14 protein-coding genes and 1 pseudogene are annotated in these 14,767 nt (G+C 70.2%); 11 read left to right on the forward strand and 4 right to left on the reverse strand.

What is annotated here, in order from left to right; all coding sequences use genetic code 11:
• Positions 1 to 3 precede the first annotated feature (3 nt).
• From OG329_RS24980 to OG329_RS25000, 5 genes and pseudogenes are all read left to right on the forward strand, one after another.
• Entirely contained in the window at positions 4 to 456 is a 453-nt protein-coding gene (locus tag OG329_RS24980) for a hypothetical protein (RefSeq protein ID WP_405798226.1), read from the forward strand.
• A 10-nt stretch (positions 457 to 466) separates the two neighbouring features.
• Complete coding sequence (locus OG329_RS24985; RefSeq protein ID WP_405798228.1) at positions 467 to 1,270, forward strand: hypothetical protein; 804 nt, start codon at positions 467 to 469, stop codon at positions 1,268 to 1,270.
• Between the two features lie 12 nt (positions 1,271 to 1,282).
• Positions 1,283 to 2,827, forward strand: coding sequence for a B12-binding domain-containing radical SAM protein (locus tag OG329_RS24990; protein WP_405798229.1), 1,545 nt, complete (start codon positions 1,283 to 1,285; stop codon positions 2,825 to 2,827).
• Positions 2,824 to 3,312, forward strand: a pseudogene (gene tmk / locus OG329_RS24995) (dTMP kinase); the annotation flags it as partial. The gene OG329_RS24990 and the pseudogene tmk, both read left to right, overlap by 4 nt.
• Before the next feature lie 163 nt (positions 3,313 to 3,475).
• Complete coding sequence (locus OG329_RS25000) at positions 3,476 to 3,916, forward strand: NUDIX domain-containing protein (RefSeq protein ID WP_405798230.1); 441 nt, start codon at positions 3,476 to 3,478, stop codon at positions 3,914 to 3,916.
• A 55-nt stretch (positions 3,917 to 3,971) separates the two neighbouring features.
• Here the strand turns inward: OG329_RS25000 and OG329_RS25005 are convergent, their stop codons facing one another.
• Positions 3,972 to 4,184 carry a DUF4287 domain-containing protein gene (locus tag OG329_RS25005; protein WP_405798231.1) on the reverse strand — a complete coding sequence of 71 codons (213 nt, stop codon included), beginning with the start codon at positions 4,182 to 4,184 and terminating at the stop codon, positions 3,972 to 3,974.
• 286 nt (positions 4,185 to 4,470) lie between these two features.
• Here OG329_RS25005 and pcaB point away from each other — a divergent pair, with 286 nt between their 5' ends.
• Both pcaB and ppk2 read left to right on the forward strand, forming a co-directional pair.
• A complete protein-coding gene (pcaB, locus tag OG329_RS25010) occupies positions 4,471 to 5,964 on the forward strand; it encodes a 3-carboxy-cis,cis-muconate cycloisomerase (protein ID WP_405798233.1) in 1,494 nt (497 codons plus the stop codon).
• Between the two features lie 307 nt (positions 5,965 to 6,271).
• Positions 6,272 to 7,240, forward strand: a complete 969-nt coding sequence (gene ppk2 / locus OG329_RS25015) for a polyphosphate kinase 2 (protein WP_405798234.1) — start codon at positions 6,272 to 6,274, stop codon at positions 7,238 to 7,240.
• Positions 7,241 to 7,263: 23 nt separating this feature from the next.
• Here ppk2 and OG329_RS25020 read toward each other — a convergent pair whose 3' ends face one another.
• Entirely contained in the window at positions 7,264 to 7,902 is a 639-nt protein-coding gene (locus tag OG329_RS25020; protein WP_405798236.1) for a phosphoribosylanthranilate isomerase, read from the reverse strand.
• 43 nt (positions 7,903 to 7,945) lie between these two features.
• On the opposite strand from OG329_RS25020, the gene OG329_RS25025 reads away from it, so the two are divergent.
• Complete coding sequence (locus OG329_RS25025) at positions 7,946 to 8,902, forward strand: AMP-binding protein (RefSeq protein ID WP_405798238.1); 957 nt, start codon at positions 7,946 to 7,948, stop codon at positions 8,900 to 8,902.
• On the opposite strand, the gene OG329_RS25030 is transcribed toward OG329_RS25025, so the two are convergent.
• Complete coding sequence (locus OG329_RS25030; protein WP_405798239.1) at positions 8,889 to 10,190, reverse strand: M6 family metalloprotease domain-containing protein; 1,302 nt, start codon at positions 10,188 to 10,190, stop codon at positions 8,889 to 8,891. The genes OG329_RS25025 and OG329_RS25030 overlap by 14 nt on opposite strands.
• A gap of 399 nt (positions 10,191 to 10,589) precedes the next feature.
• On the opposite strand from OG329_RS25030, the gene OG329_RS25035 reads away from it, so the two are divergent.
• Complete coding sequence (locus OG329_RS25035; RefSeq protein ID WP_405798240.1) at positions 10,590 to 11,243, forward strand: TetR/AcrR family transcriptional regulator; 654 nt, start codon at positions 10,590 to 10,592, stop codon at positions 11,241 to 11,243.
• Between the two features lie 216 nt (positions 11,244 to 11,459).
• Positions 11,460 to 13,007, forward strand: a complete 1,548-nt coding sequence (locus OG329_RS25040; protein WP_405798242.1) for an MFS transporter — start codon at positions 11,460 to 11,462, stop codon at positions 13,005 to 13,007.
• Between the two features lie 126 nt (positions 13,008 to 13,133).
• On the opposite strand, the gene OG329_RS25045 is transcribed toward OG329_RS25040, so the two are convergent.
• On the reverse strand, positions 13,134 to 13,631 hold the full coding sequence (locus OG329_RS25045) for a MarR family winged helix-turn-helix transcriptional regulator (RefSeq protein WP_405798243.1): 498 nt from the start codon (positions 13,629 to 13,631) through the stop codon (positions 13,134 to 13,136).
• Positions 13,632 to 13,768: 137 nt separating this feature from the next.
• Here OG329_RS25045 and OG329_RS25050 point away from each other — a divergent pair, with 137 nt between their 5' ends.
• On the forward strand, positions 13,769 to 14,551 hold the full coding sequence (locus tag OG329_RS25050; protein ID WP_405801994.1) for a dioxygenase: 783 nt from the start codon (positions 13,769 to 13,771) through the stop codon (positions 14,549 to 14,551).
• Positions 14,552 to 14,767: the final 216 nt, after the last annotated feature.

A 14,767-nucleotide genomic window follows, 5' to 3' on the forward strand; every position in this document is an offset into this window, starting at 1 on the left:
TGCATGACCACCACGACCGATGATGCGCACCCCCACTCCACAACACCGCCCCACCAGACCGCCGAAGCCCTGCGCACCGCGCTGCGTGAGCACGGTCTCGACGTACCCGGCCTCACGGTGGAACAGGGCAAGGTCGCCCTGGGCGACGTCACCGTCACCACCGCCGACCGGCTCGCCCGCCTCCTCGGCGCACCCGCGCAGACAGTCCGGCGGAACCTCACGGAATGGCCCGAGGCCCAGCAGGTCATGCGCCGGCTCGGCGCCGCCTTCAAAGCAGTCACCGACGGCGGTTTCCTTGATCTGTACTTCCATCACGACTGTGTCCGCTGCGACAGCGACGCCGCACTCACACTGAGCCCCATCAGCCTCCCGGAAGCCCAACACGTCCTCTCCTCTCTCTCCGGACAAACGCGAGAGGCTACAGCGCACGAACCGCACCAACCGCACGCACGATGAGGAGCAATTCATGCCCGGCGTTCTGACGACTGATCACCCCGCCTGGATCGAGACGCAGGCCGGTGCCCACGTACGAGCTGTCCGTACGGCCTCCGGTGTCTGGGCTCTGTCATGGGATGTGGAGGGTCCGCACGTGACGTGTGTGCAGGGCGCTGAGAACATGAAGCCACTGTTCGTCACCACGAACCCCTCTTGTCTGCCGGACAGCGTCCCCGCCCAGCTCAAGGCGGGCCTTGACGGTCTCGGCCCGACACGGCGTCTGGCCAATCCCTGGCTGTGGGACGCCGTCACGACTGCGATCCTGCGGCAGGTCGTGCGTGCCGGGCAGGCCCGCAAGCTGTACCGGGCGTGGTGCGGTGCGTACGGCACCACCCTTGAAAGCCCCACGGGTGAGCTGTCCCTCGCCCCCACCGCCACGCGCGTTCTGGCTCTGGACGACAAACAATTCGCTGATGTCGGGGCGAAGTTCCACCGCAGCGCCCTGCGTGCCGCTGCAACCCACTACGAGCGCCACCAAGCCCACTGGCAGCGTATGAACCCGCGCGAACTGGTCGCCGCGCTCACGAGTGTCCCGCGCATCGGCCCATGGACGGCCGCCGCGGCTGCCGCCGACTACACCGGCGACTTCAGCATCTACCCGCACGACGATCTCGCAGTTCGCACCTGGGCCGCGCAGATCGCGCCCGCCCACGCTTGGCCCGGCAAGAAGGACAAGTCGTTCGGCCCGATGTGGACCGCCATGGCCGGCCTCGAACGCACCGCCCTGCACACCCTGACGCTCTCCACACTCACCTGGGGCTCCCATGCCCGCTGACCTGGAGGTTCCATGCCGCGATTAACGCTGATCCACGGCGCCGATCCGACCCGAACGCTCGACGCGCTGTTCGTGAACGCGCCGCTGCGCGACTACGACGAACGGCCGCGGACCAACGACTACACGCTTCCCGTACTGGGCATGGCATACATCGCCACGTACGCGAAGGAAGTCGGCGGCTTCAACGTAGGCGTCCTCGACGCTGAAGCCCACGGTCTCGGCATCGCGGAGACTGCGGAACTCGTCAACACCGCGCGACCCCGGTGGGCGGCCATGAACCTGCTCGCCCCCACGTACGAGATGTCCGCCCGTATCGCGGCCGGCCTCGCCCCGGACATCGCCCTCATGGCCGGCGGCCACCATGCCAAGGCCATGCCGGACCGTGTGCTCGCCGACCCGCGCATGGCCAACCTGCGGGCGCTCGTGCTCGGTGAGGGTGAACTGCGTGTCGCCGCCCTCCTGGAGGACGAACAACGTCGGCGTGAACTGCCTGGGGTCCTGTGGCGTGACCGCCTGCTCGGGACTCGTGCCGTAGGGATCCCGGTCGGTAAGTCGCTTGCGCACATGCTCGGCCCCGATATCAACGCCCTGCCCTACGTCAACCGTGCCTTCCTGCCGCAGGATCCCTACCGGGCCGCGCCCACCGAGGCCGACCGCCGCCTCGCGACGAGCGGTGGTACGGACTTCCTGACCCGGGCAGCCCGCACCGGGCATCTGGAAGCCAACATCGTCGGTTCCCGGGGCTGCCCGTACAACTGCACCTTCTGCGGGGCCGCTGTCAGCGCCAACCCCGACGTCACGATCAGAGTTCGCGAGCCCGAGGACATCATCGGCGAACTCGACATGTTGCACGCCGAGTACGGCGTCACCGCGTTCCGGTTCGTCGACGACCTGTTCCTCGGCGTCTCCCGCGTCATCACTACGCAGATGGCTGCCTTCACACGGCATCAAATCGGCGAACGGTACGTCTGGGACGCCACTGGACGCATCAATGTCCTGGACCGACTCGACGACACCGAACTCGAACTGCTCGTCAACAATGGCCTGCGAGAAGTCGCCCTCGGAATCGAATCAGGAAGCGACCGCATCCTGAGCGCGATGGACAAGCGCATCGACGCCGAGATGACCGAACGCGTCACCCGCCGCCTTGTCGAACACGGCATCGGCGTGAAGGGGTACTTCATCCTCGGCTTCCCCGGCGAGACCGACGACGACATCCGGGCGACCGTGCGCCACATCCGCAACCTCTGGAGCATCGCCGACGCCAACCCCGGCGACGTACGAGCCAGCGTGTTCGAGTTCCGCCCCTACCCCGGTACGCCCGTGTGGAAGACACTCACCGACGCCGGCCACGAGCCCGACAAACTCCTCGCCTACGCAGACGTCGACCTCACCGCTGACGGGGCTGATGAGTCGATGCGCCGACGCGACGAATTCAACTTCTCCGTCGGCATCCAGTTCGGCGACGTCCCCCTGAGCAAAGGACGCACCACCCTGGCCACGCTCACCCGCGAGCAGCACGAACGCAACCAGCCGACCCAGGATACCGCGGCGTGAGGTCGGCACGCGGCCTGTTCGTCGCTCTCGACGGCCCCAGCGGTGTCGGGAAGACCACCACCGTCCACGTCCTGACCAGGGAACTGGCCAAGCGGGGCCGGGCCGTCCACCAGACCGTGGAACCCACCACCAGCCCCCTTGGAGCCTTCATCCGCGAGCACTTCAGTCACATCCACGGACGCGCCCTGGCCTGCCTGGTCGCAGCCGATCGGTACGAGCACATCGAGTGCGAGATCGAGCCCCGGCTCAGCGCCGGCGACACCGTGGTCTGCGACCGGTACCTCGCATCAACGCTCGTCATGCAGCAACTCGACGGCGTACCACTGAAGTTCCTGCTGGACCTGAACGCCCATGTCCTGATGCCGGACCTGGCCGTCATCCTCACCGCGTCCCCCAGCCTCATCGCCGAACGGATAGCCGCACGCGGCCCCCGCAACCGCTTCCACCTCGACCCGACCGCACCCCGCCGCGAAGTCGACCTGTACGACGAGACCGCCCGGACCCTCATGACGGCAAACGTGAAGGTGCTGATCGTGAACACCGACGATGCCACTCCAACGCAGGTCGCGGCCTCAATCGCCGACGCGATCCCCCATCCGTCGGTAACGTCAGCCGCCCCAACACCACCAAACACCCCCCCCAGGAACCATGAATCCGCACCCCGCCCAACCCGTCATCGACACACACGTCCTCCTGCGCGACGGAGACAAACTCCTCTTCTCCCAGCGCGGAGGCCCCTACGGCTACGGCCGCTGGCACATGCCGTCCGGCAAGCTCGACCAGGGCGAATCCCTCAGTGCCGGGGCCGCCCGCGAGCTGCTGGAGGAAACCGGCGTGCAGGTTGATCCGGCCCACCTGCGCCTGGTGCACGTCGTGCACCACAAACAGAGCGAGGCCGTGGAACGGATCGGGTTCTTCTTCGAAGCCACCGAGTGGACAGGGGACCCCGTCAACCGCGAACCCGCGAAATGCTTGCTACTCCAGTGGTTCAGCGTCCATGAACTGCCGGAAGACATCATCGAGTACCCCAGGGAAGGGCTGCTCGGGTATCTGGAAGAGTCCGCGGCCCTGGCGGAACACGGCTGGTAACGCCCCCAAGACCCGCCAAGCCGCCGGGCCCGGACCTGGGACCGGACCGGGTCGTCTACTTTGCCTTGTCCTCGGCGAGGGTGTGGGCCACCAGGGCGTTCGCGTGGCCGTGGCCCAGGGCGTGTTCGGATTTGAGCTGGGAGACGAGTTCCGCGTGCTTGGTCAGGGGTGAGGCGCGGATCATCTCCTTCCACTCGGCGATCGGGCGGCCGTACTTCTTCTCGATCGAGGGGAAGTAGCTCGCGGGGCCGTTCTCGGGTGCGGTCATGTCGGCGGTGTCCTATCCCTCGGCGCGGAACGATCTCCGAGTGTTGATGTGCTTTGCATGTATGACCGGAGGCGGCAGGAAAAGTCATCGGCCGGCCGAAGGTGACCTGCGCCACTTGCGATCTTATGTACGGTCCCTCGTCCCGGCCCCGACCGTCGCTCGGTCCGCCCTGGTGTCGGCTCGGCGACCCTGGGAGACTCCGACGCGGCCGTCTTCGCCCGGTCCGCCGGTCCGCCGGACCGACCGAAGCCGCCTACTCCCTAACTGAGTTGACGAGGAATCAGATATGACGACCAGTCAGCCCGCCGCCGACACCGGACTCTTCTCCCCGGTCCGGTCCGGCACCCCCGCCGAGGCCGCGACCACCGATGCCGCGTGTCTGACCGCCATGCTCGACACCGAGGCGGCCCTGGCGCGGGTCCAGGCGCGGCTCGGTACCGTCTCCGAGGCCGCCGCCCGTGCCATCGGGGAGGCCGCGCGGGCCGAGCACTTCGACCTGTACGAGCTGGCGGTCCAGGCGCGTGGTGCCGCCAACCCGGTCGTCCCCCTCGTACGGCGGCTGACCGCGCTCGTCGCGGCCGAGGACCCCGAGGCCGCCCACAGCGTCCACCAGGGCTCCACCAGCCAGGACATCCTCGACACCGGGCTCATGCTGGTCGCCGCCCGCACCCTGGACCTCGTCCTGGCCGACCTGGACCGTACCGCCGACGCGCTGGCCCGTCTCGCCGCCCGGCACCGCGACACCCCCATGGCCGCCCGCACGCTCGGCCAGCACGCCGTCCCGACCACCTTCGGCCTCAAGGCGGCCGGCTGGCTCCAGGGCGTACTCGACGCACGGGACCGGCTGCGCCGGGTGCGCGCGCACGGGCTGCCGGTCCAACTCGGCGGCGCGGCGGGCACGATGGCCGGATACCTCCAGTACGCGCTCCTGCACGCACCGGCCGCCGCCGACGACGGCGGGGCGCGCTACATCCAGGAGCTGCCCGCCGCGCTCGCCACCGAACTGGACCTCACCGAACCGCTCGTGCCCTGGCACACCGTCCGTACCCCTCTCGCCGACCTCGGGGCGGCGCTCGCCCTGCTGACCGGCGCGCTCGGCTCCATCGCGGCCGACGTCCAACTGCTGTCCCGCACCGAGACGGGCGAGCTGGCCGAACCGGCCGCCGAGGGCCGCGGCACGTCCTCCGCCATGCCCCACAAACGCAACCCCGCGCTCTCCGCGCTGATCCGCGCCGCCGCCTACCAGGTGCCCTCCCTCGTCGGCACCCTCATGCAGGTGTCGGTCCACGACGACGAGCGGCCCGCCGGCGCCTGGCACGCCGAATGGGCGCCGCTGCGCGACTGTCTGCGCCTGGCGGGCGGCGCGGCGCACACCGCCGCCGAGCTGACCGAGGGGCTGATCGTCCACGAGGACCGGATGCGGGCCAATCTGGAACTCACCGGCGGTCTGGTCGTCTCCGAACGGCTCGCCGCCCTGCTCTCCGTCGAGCTGGGCCGGGCCGAGGCCAAGGCGCTGCTCGGCCGGGCGTCGGCGCAGGCCGCCACCTCCGGCCGGCACCTCGCGGAGGTCCTGGCCGAAGCCCTCGCCGAAGTCCTCGCCGGAGCCCGGACGGAAGCCCCCGACCCCGCCGACGCCCCCGCCCCCGCCGAACCCCCCGCCGGCCGGCGCTCGGCCGAAGACCTCCGGGAGCTGTCGGATCCGGCCCACTACACCGGCGCGGCGGGCCAGTTGGTGGACCGCGTACTCGGCCGCTTCCGCCTCGACGGGCGGGCGGGCTGACCCCGGTCGGCATTTCGGCTTGCTTGTCAAGATCGAGCCCTATGTAAGGATGAGGCTGTCGCCCGGCAATGGGCCGCGCGGCCCGTACGACTCCCTTTCCCTGGATGGTCTTGGATGCAGAGCTCTCAGCGTCGTATCGTCCGAACCGCGCCTCTTCCCGCCGCAGATGAGTCCGTTTCGCGTCCTCAGCACAGTGACCTCTTCCTGGAGGCGCACTACACCGTCGACCTCCCCCCGCTCGAAGAGGACGAAGCCGTCGGCACCGATCCCAACAGCGCCACCACCCCCTACCGGGGAGGGCGCGGGCATGCCGCCGGGTGAGGACGCCGAGAGTGTCCTTCTCGACGGGCTGACGGTCGACGACCGGGACCCCCAGCAGCCCGTCCTGCTCGACAAGTCCGGCCACCCCATCCGGACATGGCGGCAGAACTACCCGTACGACAAGAAGATGCGCCGCCGCGAGTACGAGCGGACGAAGCGCACGCTCCAGATCGAACTGCTCAAGCTCCAGCGCTGGGTGAAGGACACCGGCCAGCGGGTGGTGGTGGTCTGCGAGGGCCGGGACGCCGCGGGCAAGGGCGGCACCATCCAGCGGTTCACCGAGCGGCTCAACCCGCGTGGCGCCCGCGTGGTGGCCCTGGAGAAGCCCACCGAGCGAGAAGCGGGGCAGTGGTACTTCCAGCGGTACGTCGCGCATCTGCCGTCCGCCGGGGAGATCGTCTTCTTCGACCGCTCCTGGTACAACCGGGCCGGCGTCGAGCGCGTCATGGGCTTCTGCACCCCGCAGGAGTCCGAGCACTTCCTCCACCAGGCGCCCCAGTTCGAGCGGATGCTCACCGACGACGGCATCCTGCTCGTCAAGTTCTGGTTCTCGGTCTCGCACGACGAGCAGCGCACGCGCTTCGCGATCCGGCAGATCGACCCCGTACGGCAGTGGAAGCTCTCGCCCACCGACCTCGCGTCGCTCGACCTGTGGGACGCGTACACCGACGCCAAGGTCGACATGTTCCGGGCCACCGACACCGCGCACGCGCCCTGGAGTGTGGTCAAGAACAACGACAAGAAGCGGGGCCGGCTGGAGGCCATGCGCAGCCTGCTGTGGCGGGTGGATTACGACCTGAAGGACGAGACGGCGGTCGGCGAACCCGACCCGCTCATCGTGGGCCCGGCCGACACCCTGCTCGAACCGGGCGAGGAGAGCACGGACCTGTCCCCGACGCCGCTCGCCCCCCGCACCCACGGCCCCGGCGACCACCCGGCGCGGCCGGGGGACTGATCACCGCGTGGGGAGGGGGCGGATCACGGCGTACCGATCACCGCGGCCCTCAGGAACTTCTCGATCAGGGCCACGTCCTTCACCCCCCGGCTGCTCTCCACCCCGCTCGACACGTCGACGCCCCACGGCCGCAGCGCCGTCACCGCGTCCGCGACGTTGTCCGGCGAGAGGCCGCCCGACAGCACCCACGCGCCCGTGGGCGGCTGCGGCAGCGAGTCCGCGCACCAGCGTTCGCCGGAGCCCGGCCGCGGTGAGTCGATGATCAGCACGTCCTCGCCGTACGCGCCCGCCGACAGCGGATCGCCCGACCGCGGCGAGGTGGCGCGGATGAGGCGGAAGCCGTCCGCGCGCAGCGCGGCGAACATCTCCGGCGGTTCGCCGCCGTGCAGTTGGACGGTGTCCACGCCCGCGTCGGCCGCCGCCCGGCGCACCTCGTCCAGCGACTCACCGCGGAAGACCCCGACCTTGGCGACACCGGCCGGCACGAGCGCGGCCAGCGGGCGGGCCTCGGCGGGGGACAGTCGCCGGGGGCTCGTCGTCAGGACGAACCCGACGGCGTCCGCCCCACCGGCCACGGCGGCCTCGATCTCGGCGGGCTTCCGCAGACCGCAGACCTTGACGTACAAGTTGGGCAACTGGAACTCCTCGCTCGGTGGACTCACTGCGAGGGTACGAGGTACGAGGTACGAGGAAAGTGAGACGCACGTGCCGCACACCGCCGCCCTGACCGCCCCCGGAGCGCCTTTCGAGGTCGTACGCGCCGAGAACGGCTCGCTGATGTACGCGGACGGGCCGCGCACCCTGCGGGAGTTCGTGGAGACGACGTGGGCGTACGGGGAGCGGCCCTTCTTGGTAGGCGGCGACGGGGCCGTCCTCCTTACGTACGGTGACTTCTTCGCCGCCGCGACCGCGCTGGCCAACCACTTCGTGGACACCCACGGCCTGCGGCCCGGCGACCGCGCGGCCCTCGTGCTGGGCGACCGGCCCGAGTGGCAGACCGCGTTCTGGGCCACCCAGCTCGCCGGGCTGGTCGCCGTACCGCTCGACGCCGCCTGGGGCGCGGACGAGCTGCGCCGCGTACTGGACCACTGCGCGCCCCGCGTGCTGCTCGTGGACGGTGAGCGGTCGGCGCAGGCGCAGGCCCAGGGGTGGCCGGGGGAGCGGGTGGTGGTCCTCGGCTCCCAGGACCTGCCAGCCCCCGATCCGTACGCCGCCCCGCCCGACATCGAGATCCGCGCGGAGGACGACGCCACCATCGGCTACGCGTCACCGGCGAATCCCCTCCGGGGAGCCGTCGCCACCCAGCTCGCGCAGGCGGGTGCCGCGATGGACGCCCGGTTCCGCGCGGCGGCGGACGCGCTCGAACGTGGCGAGCTGCCGGGCCTCGGCCCGGCCCCCGTCCTGCCGCTGCCCCGCCCCTTCTCAGGTACCGCCGCTCTGGACGCGGTGTACGGCGCGATGGCGGCGGGTGGCGCGCTGGTGGTGGACGGAACGGGGGAGCCTGCGGCGGCTCCCCGAGCCACGCCCACCCTCGAGTCACGCGTGTCGCCCGAGACCGGCGAGCTGTGGCTGCGCGGTCAGTCGCTCCCGTACGCCTACTGGCGTGACGAGGCGGCGACCGCCAAGGCGTTCACACCCGACGGCTGGTTCAGGACCGGCTGATACGGACCCGGTAGCCGCCGTCCCCGCTCTTGCCGAGCACCGTGACGCCGATGCCGCTGTCCCGGTCCCGGAACGTCTCGCCGGGCCCGTACGGCGCGTCGGACAGCTCCGCGTGCACGTTGGGCCGCCGCGTACAGCCGCCGCTGCGCTCCGCGCTGTCGGAGACGGTCACCGGACCGCGCCCCGTGTCGACGTCGGACTCGACCCGGTAGATCAGCACGCCCGGCTTGCAGACGGCCTCGTCGTTGCCCGCGCGGGTGCGGACCTCGACCGCGTAACCGGACTCCTCGGAGACCGGTACGAACGCCAGCTTGTGACCGCCCTCGGTGGCCAGCGGTGTCAGGTCGTGCACGCTCTCGCCGGGGGCCGACGCGCAACTGATCTGGGCGTTGTCGAGCCAGCCCAGCTTCCACTTGTGCCAGCCCAGCAGGTCGTTGTTGGCCCCCCAGTCCTCGGACATGATGTCCCAGTGCCCGACCGCGCCGCCGCCGTCCATCGTGTAGAGGTCGGGGAGGCCGAAGACATGGCCGTTCTCGTGCGGCAGGACGCGGTAGCCGGTCCGTGAGTACGACCCCGAGCCGTCGTCCTGCCTGCTGTAGACGAAGGACGTGTTGGCGAGCGGGACGCCGTCCGCCTTCGGGGCCTCGCCGTTGCCGGAGAACGTCACGGACAGGACGGTGTCGAGCGCCGAGGGGCCGGCGTTGGGGGTGACGAGGATGTTGACGAGGTCGTAGTCGCCGAAGTCCACCTCGGGGTCGGCCGCCGTCACGATGTCCTGGACGAGCCGCCGGTAGCCGGGTTCGTAAGGGGCGCCGCGCTCTATCCCGTAGTCGGCGAACGGCAGCGGCATCCGCAGCCAGTCCTTCAGCGGTGCCTCGGGCCGGTAGTCCAGCCGCCCGTACGAGCTGGTACGGAACCACTGCGACGTCTGCGGGAAGAACTCCCCGAGCCGGTCGGCGGCGCTGCCGGGACCCGGCGCGTCCGAGAAGTCGACCATCAGATTGAGCGCGCGGACCGTGCCGGTCGAGCGGGAGTAGCCGGAGGGGGTGGGCACGCCCTCGGACATCTGCACGCCGGAGGCGGTGGCGATACGGCACGGGGCGAGCGTCGAGTCGTGCGCGGTGGAGACCGGGCCGGCGGAGGCGCGGGTGGGCAGCGGGATGGTCGCGCTGGCGGTGGCGAGTGCGGCGAGGGTCAGTGCGCCGAGTGCGGCGAGGGCGCCGAGCCGACGGGGTCTGGCGTGACGGCCGTGACCTGCGGTTTCGCGTATCCGACGGGTGTGCTTCATCGGCCGCCTTCGGGTCAGCGGCAGTCGTCCGTGCTGACTGCTCTCCGTCCGATCACCCTGCGACGGTCGGCGTGTCGGCGCTCGCTGGGTGCGCCGATCGTGGGGTTTTCCAGCGCCTGGGCGGAGTCTGATCGGAGCCAGGGCGGAGCCAGGGCGGAGGTGGAGTGGAGCCGGATCGGAGCGCGAGCGGAGTCGGATCGGAGTCCGGGCGGAGCCCCGGCAGAGGTTCGGCAGAGCCCCGGCAGAGGTTCGGCGGAGCCCGTGATCCAGCTCACACCTCCCGGCGAAATAACCGGGGATGCCATCCCCGTTTGCACCCGTGTCAAGGAAAGCGGGGACAACATCCCCACTTACGCGAACCAAGCATGAACTCAGCGTGAACCAAGGAGAGGCCCCGTCGTGACCACCACCGCCGCCGAATCCGAAGCGCGTCGCATCCCGCGTCCGCGAGCGGACGCGCTGCGCAACAGGGAGCGCATCGTGGCGGCGGCACGCGAAATCCTCGTGGAGTCGGGCCCCGACGTGCCGCTCGACGAGATCGCGCGGCGCGCCGGCGTCGGCAACGCGACCCTCTACCGCCACTTCCCCGACCGGTCGGTGCTCATCCTGGAGGTGGTGCACTCCGTCATGGCGCGCACCGCGGACCAGGCGGAGCGCCTGGCGGCCGAGGAGGCCGACGCGTTCGTGGCGCTCAGCCGCTTCGTACACGCGGCGGCCGACGAGCGGATCAGCGCCCTGTGCCCGCTCCTCTCCGGCAGTTTCGACTCCGAGCTTCCCCATCTGCTCGCGCAACGCGAACGCCTCGAAGCGGCTGTGGAAGCGCTCATGGAGAAGGCGCGTGCGGCGGGCAGGCTGCGCACCGACGTCGCTGTCGGTGACCTGATGGTCGCGCTCTCCCAGCTCACCCGTCCGCTGCCCGGTACCGGCTGTCTGAACATCGACCGCTTCACGCACCGGCATCTGCAACTGTTCCTCGACGGCCTGGAGGCGCCCGCGCGCTCCGAGCTGCCGGGTACGGCGGCGACTCTGGAGGATCTGCGCCACGGTCGATGACGACATGTGACGCGCACCCGGACCAAGAACTTCTGTCGACCACGTACACGACCACGTACCTGACCACATGCACCGGCGATCGCGACGACGACCACGTCGGCCGGATTCCCTCGTAGCTCGCAGCTCGTAATCCGTAACCCGTAACCAGCGCGTAGGGCCGACCAGTGCGTCCCCGCGTCCGTTATGAACTCTTCGTACGCATAGGCGGCTTCACCCATGTCAAAAACAGCCGAGACCCGGCTCCCGGACCCCCAGGTCCCCGATTCGGTCCCCGATCCCAATCGCTGGAAAGCCCTGGTGTTCATCGCCCTGGCCCAGTTGATGGTCGTGCTCGACGCGACCATCGTGAATATCGCGCTGCCCTCCGCCCAGCAGGACCTGGGCATATCGGACGGCAACCGCCAGTGGGTCATCACCGCGTACGCGCTCGCCTTCGGCGGTCTGCTCCTCTTCGGCGGACGCATCGCCGACCTGTGGGGACGTAAGCGCACCTTCACCGTCGGTCTGCTCGGCTTCGCCGCCGCGTCCGCCATCGGCGGCGCCGCGACCAGCGAGGCCATGCTGCTCGGTTCGCGCGCCCTCCAGGGCGCCTTCGGCGCGCTGCTCGCGCCCGCCGCGCTGTCCCTGCTCGCCGTGACGTTCAGCGACCCGAAGGAGCGCGCCAAGGCGTTCGGCATCTTCGGTGCGATCGCCGGTGGCGGTGGCGCCGTGGGTCTGATCCTCGGCGGATTCCTCACCGAGTACCTGGACTGGCGCTGGACCTTCTTCGTCAACATCCCGTTCGCGATCGTGGCCGCCGCCGGCGCCTACTTCGTGATCCGGGAGCCCGCGGGCGGCCGTAACCGCAACCCGCTCGACATCCCCGGTGTCTTCCTGTCCACGCTCGGCCTGGTGGCGCTGGTGTACGGCTTCACGCGCGCCGAGTCCGAGGGCTGGTCCGACCCGACCACCATCGCCATGTTCGTCGCGTCGGCCGTCCTGCTGGCCGCGTTCGTCGCGGTCGAGGCACGGGTGAAGTCCCCGCTGCTGCCGCTGCGCGTGCTGATGGAGCGCAACCGCGCCGGTGTCTACCTCTCGCTGGGCCTGGCCATCATCGGCATGTTCGGTCTGTTCCTCTTCCTGACCTACTACCTCCAGGTCGTGAAGGGCTTCACACCGGTCAACACCGGCTTCGCCTTCCTGCCGATGATCGTGGGCATGATCACGGGCTCCACCCAGATCGGCGCCCGGCTGATGACCCGCGTGCCGCCGCGCCTGCTGATGGGCCCCGGCTTCCTGGTCGGCGCGCTCGGCATGCTGCTGCTGACCCGGTTGGAGATCAACTCCTCGTACCCCGCACTGATCCTGCCGGCGCTGCTGCTGCTCGGTCTCGGCATGGGTACGGCGTTCATGCCGGCCATGTCCCTCGCGACGCACGGCATCGAGCCGCGTGACGCGGGTGTCGCCTCGGCGATGATCAACACCTCGCAGCAGGTCGGCGGCGCGATCGGTACGGCGCTGCTGAACACCGTGGCCGCCTCCGCCACCACCGCGTACGTCGCGGCCAACGCGGCGGGTGCCAGTAACCCGAAGCTGCTTGAGCTCCAGGCGATGGTGCACGGATACGCGAGCGCCATCTGGTGGGCGGTCGGCATCCTGGTCATCTCCGCCGGGATCGCCTTCACGTTCATCAACACCGGCCGTCCGGGGAGCACCCAGGTGGCCAAGGGGGAGGGCGCCGACGCGTCGGCGGAGGACGCGAAGATCCCGGTCGTCATGCACTGACCCTCTTCAAGAGGTCTGTTCAAGAGGTCCGTTCAAGAGGTCCGCTTAAGAGGTCCGTTCAAGAGGTCCGCTTAAGAGGTCCGCTTAAGAGGGGCCGCCCAACCGCTGCCCTGGCGTCGCTGTTCCTCAGCGGCGCCAGGGCAGATCCGCGTCCGAACAGTCCGGTTGCAGCCCCCGCGCCAGCACCCGCATGATCTCCCCGAGCTGGGTCACCTGCTCCGGGCTGAGCCGGTCGAACATCGCCTGCCGTACGGCGGCGACATGGTCGGGCGCCGACCGCCGCAGCACCTCGTCGCCCTCGTCCGTCAGGATCGCGTTCTGGCCGCGCTTGTCGGAGGGGCAGTCCTCGCGGCGTACCCAGCCGTCCTTCTCCAGCCGCGCTACCGCGTGCGAGAGCCGGGACCGGGTGATCTTGGCGTTCCGGGCGAGCTGCGTCATCCGCAGCCGGCGCTGCGGGGCGCGGGCCAGATGGACGAGCAGGGCGTAGTAGAGGTGCGGCATCCCCGCGTCGCGCTGCAACCGGCGGTCGAGATGGTCCTCCAGCAACGTGGTGGCCTGGAGGTACGCCTGCCAGACGCCCTGTTCCTCGGCGTCGAGCCAGCGTGGTTGTACGTCGCTCCCCATGCTCTCCACTGTAAGTGATCCTTGAATGTTGAACTAGATAGTCGTAAGGTCTGCCCCAGCGAGTGTGCTTTAAAGTTCAAGCAGATGCTGAGGGAGACGCCATGACCAGCACAGACGCGATAACCGGCACAGACGCCATGACCGGCACGGCGGAGCGCATGCCCGCCCTCTACCTCTCCCACGGCGCCCCGCCCCTCGCCGACGACCCCCTGTGGCCCGGCCAGCTCGCCGCCTGGTCCGCCGACCTGCCACGCCCCACGGCGATCCTGATCGTCTCCGCCCACTGGGAGGAGGCGCCCCTCGCCCTCGGCGCCACCGGGACGCTGCCGCTGGTGTACGACTTCTGGGGCTTCCCCGAGCACTACTACCAGGTGCGGTACGCCGCCCCGGGCGCCCCCGCCCTCGCCGACTCCGTCGAGAAGCTGCTGCGCGGCCCCGGCACCCCCGTACAGCGCGTGCCCGACCGCGGGCTCGACCACGGCGCGTACGTCCCTCTGGTCGAGATGTTCCCCGCCGCCGACATCCCCGTACTCCAGATATCCATGCCGACGCTCGACCCCCGCCAACTCCTCGCGATCGGCCGCAAGCTGGCCCCGCTGCGGGACGAAGGGGTCCTGGTCGTCGGCAGCGGCTTCTTCACGCACAACCTGGCCGCGCTGCGCCATGTGGGCCCCGGAGTGCCGGGCTGGTCCGCCGAGTTCGACGCCTGGGGCCGGGAGGCGCTGCTCGCGCGGGACGTCGACGCGCTGCTCGACTTCGCGCGCAAATCCCCGGCGGGACCGCTCGCCCACCCCCGTACCGAACACTTCGCGCCGCTGTTCGTGACGCTCGGCGCGGCCGAGGACGAGCTGGACACCGTACGCAACGTGATCGACGGCTTCTGGATGGGCCTGGCCAAACGGTCGGTCCAGTTCGGCTGACCGGACGGCCGAGCGACCGCTGACCGGCAGCCGACCGGACGGCCGAGCGACGGCCAACGGGACGGCCGACCGACCGCCGACCTGCCCCGCAATGCTCCGCCAGTGGTCGGGCCAATGGCAGACGGGTTCAGATAGACAACGGTTCGACATCCCCTGGCCGATGGCACTTGACCGGGCAATCACGGCTCCGTACGTTCCTGTGGTCTAGACATCCTG

The organism is Streptomyces sp. NBC_01506 (assembly GCF_045040295.1).
GTDB lineage: Bacteria > Actinomycetota > Actinomycetes > Streptomycetales > Streptomycetaceae > Streptomyces.

Excerpts from the sequence above, each read along its gene's own strand:
- OG329_RS25000 (WP_405798230.1), top strand. The coding sequence starts at position 3,476 with ATGAATCCGCACCCCGCCCAACCCGTCATCGACACACACGTCCTCCTG.
- OG329_RS24985 (WP_405798228.1), top strand. The coding sequence starts at position 467 with ATGCCCGGCGTTCTGACGACTGATCACCCCGCCTGGATCGAGACGCAG.
- ppk2 (WP_405798234.1), top strand. The coding sequence starts at position 6,272 with ATGCCGCCGGGTGAGGACGCCGAGAGTGTCCTTCTCGACGGGCTGACG.
- OG329_RS25040 (WP_405798242.1), top strand. The coding sequence starts at position 11,460 with ATGTCAAAAACAGCCGAGACCCGGCTCCCGGACCCCCAGGTCCCCGAT.
- OG329_RS25005 (WP_405798231.1), bottom strand. The coding sequence starts at position 4,184 with ATGACCGCACCCGAGAACGGCCCCGCGAGCTACTTCCCCTCGATCGAG.
- OG329_RS24980 (WP_405798226.1), top strand. The coding sequence starts at position 4 with ATGACCACCACGACCGATGATGCGCACCCCCACTCCACAACACCGCCC.
- pcaB (WP_405798233.1), top strand. The coding sequence starts at position 4,471 with ATGACGACCAGTCAGCCCGCCGCCGACACCGGACTCTTCTCCCCGGTC.
- OG329_RS25045 (WP_405798243.1), bottom strand. The coding sequence starts at position 13,631 with ATGGGGAGCGACGTACAACCACGCTGGCTCGACGCCGAGGAACAGGGC.
- OG329_RS25030 (WP_405798239.1), bottom strand. The coding sequence starts at position 10,190 with ATGAAGCACACCCGTCGGATACGCGAAACCGCAGGTCACGGCCGTCAC.
- OG329_RS25050 (WP_405801994.1), top strand. The coding sequence starts at position 13,769 with ATGACCGGCACGGCGGAGCGCATGCCCGCCCTCTACCTCTCCCACGGC.
- OG329_RS24990 (WP_405798229.1), top strand. The coding sequence starts at position 1,283 with ATGCCGCGATTAACGCTGATCCACGGCGCCGATCCGACCCGAACGCTC.